Source organism: Lentibacillus sp., from assembly GCF_035301675.1.
GTDB lineage: Bacteria > Bacillota > Bacilli > Bacillales > Amphibacillaceae > Lentibacillus.
Map to the genome: position 1 here is coordinate 1 of NZ_DATGTT010000023.1, position 6,219 is coordinate 6,219.

At 44.0% G+C, this 6,219-nt stretch carries 8 protein-coding genes and 1 pseudogene; 6 read left to right on the forward strand and 3 right to left on the reverse strand.

Going from position 1 to position 6,219, the window contains the following annotated elements; all coding sequences use genetic code 11:
- Window positions 1-74 precede the first annotated feature (74 nt).
- Window positions 75-242 carry a hypothetical protein gene (locus tag VK097_RS03945; protein WP_324210503.1) on the reverse strand — a complete coding sequence of 56 codons (168 nt, stop codon included), beginning with the start codon at window positions 240-242 and terminating at the stop codon, window positions 75-77.
- Window positions 243-433: 191 nt separating this feature from the next.
- On the opposite strand from VK097_RS03945, the gene VK097_RS03950 reads away from it, so the two are divergent.
- From VK097_RS03950 to VK097_RS03965, 4 genes and pseudogenes are all read left to right on the forward strand, one after another.
- Window positions 434-649 (forward strand): hypothetical protein, encoded by a 216-nt coding sequence (locus VK097_RS03950; RefSeq protein WP_324210504.1) that lies wholly within the window; start codon window positions 434-436, stop codon window positions 647-649.
- A gap of 78 nt (window positions 650-727) precedes the next feature.
- Window positions 728-1,687: pseudogene (locus tag VK097_RS03955) on the forward strand (sodium:solute symporter family protein); the annotation flags it as partial.
- A gap of 85 nt (window positions 1,688-1,772) precedes the next feature.
- Window positions 1,773-2,126: a sodium:solute symporter family transporter gene (locus VK097_RS03960; RefSeq protein ID WP_324210509.1), complete on the forward strand. Its 354-nt coding sequence runs from the start codon at window positions 1,773-1,775 to the stop codon at window positions 2,124-2,126.
- 18 nt (window positions 2,127-2,144) lie between these two features.
- Entirely contained in the window at window positions 2,145-2,723 is a 579-nt protein-coding gene (locus tag VK097_RS03965) for a hypothetical protein (RefSeq protein WP_324210510.1), read from the forward strand.
- Window positions 2,724-2,825: 102 nt separating this feature from the next.
- Here VK097_RS03965 and VK097_RS03970 read toward each other — a convergent pair whose 3' ends face one another.
- Window positions 2,826-2,957, reverse strand: a complete 132-nt coding sequence (locus VK097_RS03970) for a YjcZ family sporulation protein (protein ID WP_324210505.1) — start codon at window positions 2,955-2,957, stop codon at window positions 2,826-2,828.
- A gap of 118 nt (window positions 2,958-3,075) precedes the next feature.
- The gene (locus VK097_RS03975) at window positions 3,076-3,501 is read right to left on the reverse strand and encodes an Hsp20/alpha crystallin family protein (protein ID WP_324210506.1); all 426 of its coding nucleotides are present in this window, start codon (window positions 3,499-3,501) and stop codon (window positions 3,076-3,078) included.
- Window positions 3,502-3,702: 201 nt separating this feature from the next.
- Between VK097_RS03975 and VK097_RS03980 the strand changes: the two genes are divergently transcribed.
- Both VK097_RS03980 and VK097_RS03985 read left to right on the forward strand, forming a co-directional pair.
- Window positions 3,703-4,569 carry a TetR/AcrR family transcriptional regulator gene (locus tag VK097_RS03980; RefSeq protein WP_324210507.1) on the forward strand — a complete coding sequence of 289 codons (867 nt, stop codon included), beginning with the start codon at window positions 3,703-3,705 and terminating at the stop codon, window positions 4,567-4,569.
- Complete coding sequence (locus VK097_RS03985) at window positions 4,566-6,038, forward strand: MDR family MFS transporter (RefSeq protein WP_324210508.1); 1,473 nt, start codon at window positions 4,566-4,568, stop codon at window positions 6,036-6,038. The genes VK097_RS03980 and VK097_RS03985 overlap by 4 nt, the downstream gene beginning before the upstream one ends.
- Window positions 6,039-6,219: the final 181 nt, after the last annotated feature.

The following is a 6,219-nucleotide window of genomic DNA, read 5'->3' on the forward strand; positions in this document are numbered from 1 at the left end:
GATTTAACTGTGAACAATGCGGAGGAGAGATGTATCCAGCATATTATAAAGGTATACATGGACAGGAATACAGATTATCGGACATCCTCTAACGAAGTTAGGAAGAAAAGGACCGGGCCGCACTTTGCCCGGTTTTTCTTAATCTCGGTTTCCGATGCCTCTTCTCCAAAAGAATCATCGGGATCCATCCCGGGTGCGACTGTCTCATCGTTACGGTGTGGCTTGCGTTTCTTTTTATCCATTACATCATCCCTCCATTCTTTCCTTATATTTCTCTTTTAAAGCAAATTTTATTAAAGGAGCTTTTTTTATATTGCTGTTATTTATCGTTTAATTGCAAATTGTTTAAATTCGACAATATTCATGATATGATTTATTTTGTGAATAAGTCTATAAAAGTCTCTGTAATCCAAAATGTGAAGGGGTGATTTCATTGGCATCACGGTCCAAATTTCGGGATCCGGGTTTCATATTGACAATTGTTCTCGTTGTTTACGCAGCAATCGTATTTATTTGGTGGCCGACAGACACGTATATGCTGGGGATTTCACTGGTCGCCTGGCTGATGTTCATTGGATTATTTTTCTGGTTTCTCTTGGCGATTGTTTATAGTGTCTGGATTGAAAAAATAGAGAGCAGCAGTGAATGAGCTAATTTTGTCTGCAGGGAGGGAGATTAAAGGATGCAAGTAACTGAATCGATTATATTGCTTATCTATTTAATTGCCATGACGATTAAGGGGATTTATTTCTACAGGCGGGCACGGAGTTCGGAAAACGATTATTTCACGGCAGGACAGAGTATTAATACGTTTGTCGGGGCGTTTGCGATTTTCGCGGCAGTGGCAAGTTCCAGCTCTCTGATGGGTGCAGTTGGATCGGGAGTCGCGTTAGGTGTGCCATACTTTTTTACATATGCTTTTGGTGTTATTGCGATACTTCCGTTTTCGATGTTTCTTGTGTCCGGTCAAATTCGCAGGGCCGGAGTGAAAACGCTTCCTGAATTTTTTAATCAGCGATTCGGAAAACCGGTGCAAATTGTTTCAGCTGTTATTGTCGTGATTGGCATGACATTTTACATGGTGCCGCAGCTGACGGCTTCCGGTCTGATCGGTTCGCACGTATTGGGCATCGATTATAAGACCGCTGTTGTCGTTCTAGGCTTGGGTTTTACCCTCTATGCTGCCCTTGGCGGTATGTGGGCGATTACTTATACGGACCTGATCCAGGGCTCAGTCATGCTTATCGGGATTGTCATTTTAGCCGTATTTATTATGGTTGATCATAATGGTGTTGTTTCGCTGATTAACGATGCCATGGCGGTCGATCCGGCTTTTGGTGATATCACGCAGCCATGGATGTCCTATTTTGGGTTATTCATTGCGTTTTTATGGTTTGGTATTATTTCACCATCGGTTGTCATGCGTAACTTTGCGTCCCGCGATGCGAGGACTGCCCGCCGCTCGGCCATGTGGGCTTGTCTGCTTTATTTAACATTGTTTATCGCCGGATTCTTCGTTACAGCGGCCGGGGCAAGTATGGGCATTGTTGATTCACTTAATAATACCGACATGATTTTCGTCTCAGTGATTGAACAGTATCTTCCTTCGATTCTGGGCGGAATCATGCTTGCCGGGCTGATGGCAGCGATTATGTCGTCTGCTGATGCGATGCTTTTGGCTATTTCAGCAGGTATCGCGCATGATATTTACAAGGAACACATCAATCCAAAAGCCAGTGAACGGTTCGTGACCGGCCTGGGTCTTTGTGGTGATGATCGCCGCAAGTATCGTCGGTATTCTGATTGCGATCGATCCGCCGGGACTGATTGCTATCATGGTCGGCTGGGTCGGCGGATTTCTGCTGTCGGCGTTCGGATTTCCGATTGTTCTTGGTTTATGGTGGAAGCGCGCCAATATGTTGGGTGCGTTAACAGGCATGCTTGGCGGTGCCATAGTCTTCCTGACTCTAATAATCGGAGGGTGGCTGCCCACCAATGCGGAACCGATTATTGGGGCACCTCTATCATTAGTTTTGATGATTATCGTCAGCTTGATGACCGAACCACCGTCACAAGAGACTCAGTCCAGGGTGGATTATTATCATACTCATTTGGAAAATAGATAGGATGATAAAAACGTGCAGATGAATGAAGCAACCATTAAAGTCATTGGAGATAATATCACAGTAACAGAACATGAATTATATAAGCATGTTTATAAAGCTGCCGGATTTAAGGCCAGACTGAACCGTTCAATAAATGAACATTACCTGCGACAGACCACAAAAACGTGTGATTTAATGTACCATCCATTCTGGCTTGCTAAAACACTGGTTATCGCTGACAGGCCGCCATTTCCGCCGCGTACACACCCGAATATGATTTTTGTTGATGCTGTATCAGGTTACCGGGGGGTATTTTCCAAAGTCCCGCCGATTCATGATCGGGAAATTGGTCATGGTTCCCTTGTGGAAACGTATATAACGGACAAGAGAGAGGCTGAACGATATGTGAAAAATGTTCAGGAGAAACAGATTAACCGGTCGTATATTCTGAAAAAACCGAGGCATGAAATAAAGGAAATTTTCCTCGTGTACCTGCCGCTGTGGAAGGTCGCGATCCTTAGTGGGCTGGTCAATGAGACGTTTTATATCAATGGCAATACAGGCGAGTCGGAAAAATTCATGTCAGAGCGCTGGCAGAGCGGGAAAGACTTGCTGTAGGGCTGGGCAGATAAATGAATCATAACGTTAAAAGGCTTATGGGGCGCCCATAAGCCTTTCATAATTAGATGATCAAAATAACAGGACGAACGGTTTATTGGCTTAGCAATAACCGCCGCCACCGAAACCTCCGCCATATCCACCGCCAACATAGGCACTGCCAACGATGATAAGGAGGATGAACAATACGACAATCATGGCAAAGTTGTTGCCGCCTCCAGCATATCCACTCATTAATAAGCACCTCCTTCGCATGGATAGTGCCATTATATGCATCATTGAACAGAAGGTGTGGACAGGTAACTATCTAAATCTGAAAAAACCTCGAACATCATCACATGACCATCATCAATCATGATTCATGTTCATCCGTAATATTGATATATTTTCGGTCAGGATCTGTTTTGGGAATGGTGACTTTCAACAGCCCATCATGAAACGTTGCTTTTGTTTCTTCTTTCGGTATTGGAAATGGCAGTGTAATGGTTCGTTCTGCTTGCTGATTCTCGTGAGTGGAGTTCCTCTGGGCGGCAATTCTTAGTCGATGACCGATCATTTCCAATTCAATCTCGTTACGTTTATAACCCGGCAATTCTGCTGTCACAGTTATTTCAGAATCGTATTCATCTACATCAACCCAAAAGGGCCGCATATTGAATATGGAATTCATCTGTTTGAAAGAATGGTTGAAAAAGGAATCCATCTGCCCCATAAGATCCCGAAATGGCGACATGTCGATATCAAATCTTCCCCGGCGGTTATTCTTTTTGGAACTCATTTTTTCACCTCTCTATACCATACTGCTAATAAAATATGCTTATCGAAAGTAAGAGTGGTGGGCGGATAAATTATTACTGTTTCTTGATCGATCTAAATTCAAATCTAAACTGATTGCATCCTTCATGATCACATGTTATGATACATCGGTGACTATAAATTTACCAAAAGTAACTGATCGGTCAGGAACGGGAGGATTGTAATGGCACAACGACATGTGGAGCTGTTGGATGCGGCCGTTCAGCTTTTTCAAAAAAGTGGTTTTCACGCTACCTCTGTGGCTGATATCACGGAAGCCTGTGGTATATCGAAGGGTGCTTTTTATAAACATTTTGATTCAAAAGAAAGCATGATTTTGGAACTGCTGCAGCGATATTATGATGAGATGTTCAGGGAAGCGGACCGGCTTACTGAAGAATTAAGCCAGTCGCCTTTATTGGCACTGAAGCGAAAAATTGCGGTCGAACTTGAAAAATCAATTGAATACAGGTCTTTTTTCCTTGCCTTAGTGACTGAATTTCCGCCGTATGAAAAAGGGCCAATTTCTGAATTTCTTGATCGGATACAGGAGACACATCAGAAATGGCACAAACAAGCATTAATGGATGCGTTCGGATCGAAACCCGAGAAATACCTGGATGACTTAACCCTTGTGTTGGAAGGGATTATTCACAGTTATTTAATGCAGATTATTTGGAAAGGACCTGCTTTGCCTTTGGATAGATTGGGCGATTTTATCGCAGAATGTATAAAAGCGATTGTTGAAAATGATGAAGCATTAACCCCGATTCTGCCGGTCCGTAGCAGTGCTGGTTCCGATGCTTCTGTCATAGAGAGCATCGTCAATGATTTGAATACATTCCGGGCAGAAATGAATATAGACAGTGCCCGCTGTTCAGGAAAAGATTTACAGACAGTCGATCTTTTGATTGAAGAACTGACACAAGAGAAGCCGAGAGAATTCCTGGTTGATGCACTGCTTGCCCAGCTGTATCACCGTTCGTATTTAAATGCACGGCTAAACAAAATTTTAACTGCATGGGAAGCATGGAAAGGGGACTTAACATGAATGATACAGAAACTTCCTGGGATTTGCCGCCAAAACAAAAAGCATTGATGATTGCTGCTTTATTGACAGGCGCATTTATGGGTATTATCAATGAAACATTATTGGCAACAGCACTCCCGACAATTCAAGAAGCGTTTTCCATCACACAGGGGGAAGTGCAATGGATGACGACCGCCTTTTTAATGACAAATGGGATTATGATTCCTGTTTCGGCATTTTTGATTGACCGGTTTACAACCCGGGGATTATTTTTGACCGCAATCGGCTTATTTGGCGCGGGAACCGTTATCGCGGCGATAGCGACTGCTTATCCGGTACTTCTCTTGGGCCGAGTTGTTCAGGCTTCCGGGTCCGGTATTATGCTGCCGCTTTTAATGACAGTGCTTTTGGCGGTCATTTCAGTCGAACGGCGCGGCACCGCAATGGGGATGATTGGTATTGTAATTGCGTTTGGCCCGGCGATTGGCCCGACACTGTCAGGCTGGCTATTGGAACATTTCTCATGGCGTTCCTTGTTTATTACGGTCCTTCCGATTGTAGCGATTACGGTTACAGTTGCAGGACTCTTTCTGCGGAATGTGACCGATCTCCGAAAACCAAAGATAGACGTATTATCGATTGTTTTATCTTCAGTCGGATTCGGTTCATTCCTGTATGGATTCAGTATTGCATCAGAGAGCGGCTGGGCCAGTACTGTTGTTATCAGTGCAATTTCTATCGGGACAGTGGTGATCGGTTTATTCATCTGGCGTCAGCTGGTTCTTGAAACACCGATGCTGGAGTTTCGGGTATTTCAATTCCGGATTTTTACATTGGCGATTGCGATTACGATGACGGTCCTTATTTCATTGATTGGGGCAGAAACATTGCTCCCGTTATTTATGCAGAATGCGTTGGGATTTTCACCGCTTAAGTCTGGTTTGATGCTGCTTCCGGGGGCAATTGTGATTGGGATTTTGTCACCGATTACCGGTCGGCTGTTTGACAAATATGGTGCCAAGTGGCTTGCATTGATCGGTTTAAGTATCGTAACGGTGACGACGTTTATGTTTACCAGGTTATCTTTGGAGACATCATTTACGTATCTGACAATTATTTATGCCATTCGCATGTTCGGCTTGTCGTTCGCTCTGATGCCGGTCATGACCTCAGCCTTGAACCAGTTGCCGCCAAAATGGTATGCACACGGTTCTGCGATGGCTAATACCTTGCAGCAAATTTCGGCGTCAATGGGAACGGCAATTCTCGTGACTCTTGTTGCAATGGGCACCAACAGTTTCGTACCAGACGGGAATACTTCTCCAGAACTGATCGGTCGTATTGCACAAGTTGTTGGGTTTGAATGGGCATTTATGGGCAGCACGATCCTTGCTTTTGTCGCATTTATTTTGGCATTGTTCCTCCATCCGCCGAAAAAAGAAAAAGAGATTGTCCGCCAGATTCATGGACAGGATGCTTCTCTGAGGTAATCCGGAAAAGAGTTGGCCCGTTATGGGACAGCTCTTTTTTATAACTCAACTTTCGCACCAAGAAAATCGCAATGAATTCAACACCTATCAGGACCCGTCGGGTCTGACATATAGTGGTTGACATTAGGCTATAACATGAAAAAACACCTCAGCTTTTGGTATAGTTGATTTAACCACAATC